We start from the raw sequence: 2,950 nt of genomic DNA on the forward strand, positions 1-2,950 counted from the left end.
GAATATACAAGACCAAGTCGTAAGGAGCAGCCAACGTTTTGGCTTCCACCATTAGTTCGTCCTTGTGTAAGCTCTGAATTCTACGGATTTGACCGTTGATGATACGAAGATGACGAACGGCTTCGACCACATTGCCTGTCCCTGGTTCACCCTTCGTGCGCAGCATCGCAGCGCCTTCACCGATCCGACGAAGCGCTTCACCAAGATCCTTGGCTCCGCAAACGAAAGGTACGGTGAATTCTTTCTTGTCGATATGGAAAACTTCATCAGCTGGAGTTAATACTTCACTCTCATCAATGTAGTCTGCACCCAGTGCTTCCAATACGCGCGCTTCCACATAGTGACCGATACGAGCTTTGGCCATTACAGGAATGCTGACGACTTTCATTACTTGTTCAAGAATGGTCGGATCCGCCATACGGGCTACTCCACCATGCGCACGGATTTCCGAAGGAACCCGTTCCAATGCCATTACAGCAGATGCGCCGGCCGCCTCCGCGATTTTAGCTTGTTCTGCGCTCATGACGTCCATGATGACGCCACCCTTTTGCATTTCGGCCATACCTTTTTTGACGCGCCATGTACCTGTTTCCATTTGAATTGCCCTCCTGATTCCATTGATGGATCTATGCTTTAATTAGTGTCATGTTCTCTAAAAACTCATTGTACAACAAGGTTTTCGTTTTCACAATACATATTAGAAGAGGTTCTTCAATCCATTTGCAATACCGGAGAATACATCACCGAAAAAGTTTTTGATTGCCCGGAAAAACAACCGGAACCAGCTTCCCTTCTCCATATCCTGCGTCGATACCAGGTTAACCTGCTTCTCCAGACCCGCGTATTTAACCGTAACTTTACCGAGCGCATCACCTGTCTTAATAGGAGCGGATTTCACCTCTTCGTTAGGAGCGGCGGTTACCTCAATCTGAGGAGTCTCCCCTTTCTTCACCACAAAATCGATACCATTCTCCGTAGCAACCGATACTTGTGTTTTTACTCCTTTTTTAATATTCACGGTTTTGAGCGATTCTATTTCACTCTTCGCGCCCAATACCGACTTCATCTCAAAGTTATTGAATCCGTAATCCAACAGCTTGCGCGTCTCCACAAACCGCTGATCCATAGAAGGAGTTGCCATTACAACGGTAATGAGCCGCATGCCATTCTTCACCGCTGTACCTGTGAAACAGTAGCCGGCTTCATCCGTATGTCCTGTCTTGAGCCCATCCAAGCCCGGATACACGTATTTCTTAAAGTTGACACTGTCCTTATTACCTTCCAACATCCAATTCCAATTGATCATCGGATCTTTATCTTTTTCCCGAAATTTCTTAGCTGGAATGCTGGAATACTCCAACACCTCTTTATGCTCATTCAGAATATGGTAGGCCAGCTTGGCCGCATCACGCGCCGTTATCTGGGTTTCCCCTGTCGTATTGTTCGGTTGGTATTTACCCAAATCCGCCCTAGACAGTCCTGTGGAGTTGATAAACTGCGACTTGGGGTTGAACCCTAGCTTCTTGGCCGTGGCGTTCATGAGATCGACGAAGTTTTCCTCCGTTTGAGATACATATTCCGCTAACGCTACCGTAGCGTCATTCGCCGAATAGATCGACATTGCCCCGAACAGATCCTTCACGGTGGACTTCTCTCCATATGCTAGCAAATCCCCGGATCCGATTACATCAGCCGCATACCGGCTAGTCGTAACTACATCATCCCACTTGATTTTACCCGACTTGATCGTTTCCATCACGATATATTCGGTCATCATCTTGGACATACTCGCAGGCGGCAATATCTCATCCGCATTCAGTTCATACAGCACTTGTCCGGTTGTGGCTTCCATCACAATGCCGGCCTTGGCCGCCAGCTTCAAATCTACCGGATCGGCCGCTTGAGCTTGCGGAGCATATAGAAACAATTGCATCATATGAAGTCCAAGTACGCTGCTACCAATGATTCCGAATATTTTGCGCTTCTTATTACTTTCCGACACGCTTCTCCCAACTCCCTATCCTAGTCATAGTTTCTCTTATTGTAACATACAGGGGTAGGGGACAAAAGTTAATAACGAACAGGATACCTTTTACAATACAAAAGGCTCGTCCCCCGCCATATTCGACAAGGGTCGAGCCTCTTATTGTATTGACTTGAAATTATCCGGAGTTACATCGAATAGTTCGGTGCTTCCTTCGTAATCTGCACATCGTGTGGATGGCTTTCTCTCAAGCCTGCACCTGTAATGCGAATGAACTGCGTATCGTTCTTAAGCTCTTGAATCGTTCTGGTGCCACAATAGCCCATCCCCTGAATCAAGCCACCAACCAATTGATGAATCGTATCCTTCAATGGTCCTTTGTAAGGAACACGGCCTTCAATCCCTTCAGGGACAAGCTTAGACTCGTTTTCTTGAAAATAACGGTCCTTGCTGCCTTCCTTCATCGCACCGATCGAACCCATTCCCCGGTACACTTTGAACTGACGACCCTGGAATATCTCTGACTCCCCTGGGCTCTCTTCTGTCCCGGCGAACAAACTACCGAGCATCACCGCATCAGCACCTGCTGCTATCGCTTTAGTGATCTCACCTGAGTATTTGACCCCACCATCGGCTATAATCGGTACGCCGTATGACTTAGCAACTGTAGCGCAATCGTAGATCGCAGTAATCTGCGGAACCCCGATACCAGCAATAACGCGAGTCGTACAGATGGAACCCGGCCCCATTCCTACTTTGACAATAGAGGCTCCTGCCTCGATCAAATCCCGGGTAGCTTCCCCTGTTGCCACATTGCCTGCTACAATCGTCAAGTCTGGGAACGTGTGTCTCAGCTTACGAACAGTCTCCACAATGTTAATATGATGCCCGTGTGCGGAGTCGACAACGACGAGATCCGCTCCTACCTTCACAAGCGCTGTAGCCCGTTCTAAGGCATCCTTAGAG

The 2,950-nt window shown here is 48.0% G+C and carries 3 protein-coding genes; all 3 read right to left on the reverse strand.

The features are described from left to right. Positions 1 to 595, reverse strand: a 595-nt coding sequence (locus AC1DWB_RS33065; protein ID WP_477545333.1) for a beta/alpha barrel domain-containing protein, incomplete at its 3' end; no start/stop codon positions are given. A 102-nt stretch (positions 596 to 697) separates the two neighbouring features. Beyond that, a complete protein-coding gene (locus tag AC1DWB_RS33070) occupies positions 698 to 2,002 on the reverse strand; it encodes a D-alanyl-D-alanine carboxypeptidase family protein (protein WP_477545334.1) in 1,305 nt (434 codons plus the stop codon). Positions 2,003 to 2,172: 170 nt separating this feature from the next. Continuing rightward, positions 2,173 to 2,950, reverse strand: a 778-nt coding sequence (gene guaB / locus AC1DWB_RS33075) for an IMP dehydrogenase (protein ID WP_477545335.1), incomplete at its 5' end; no start/stop codon positions are given.

The organism is Paenibacillus sp. P4_E11 (assembly GCF_056401635.1).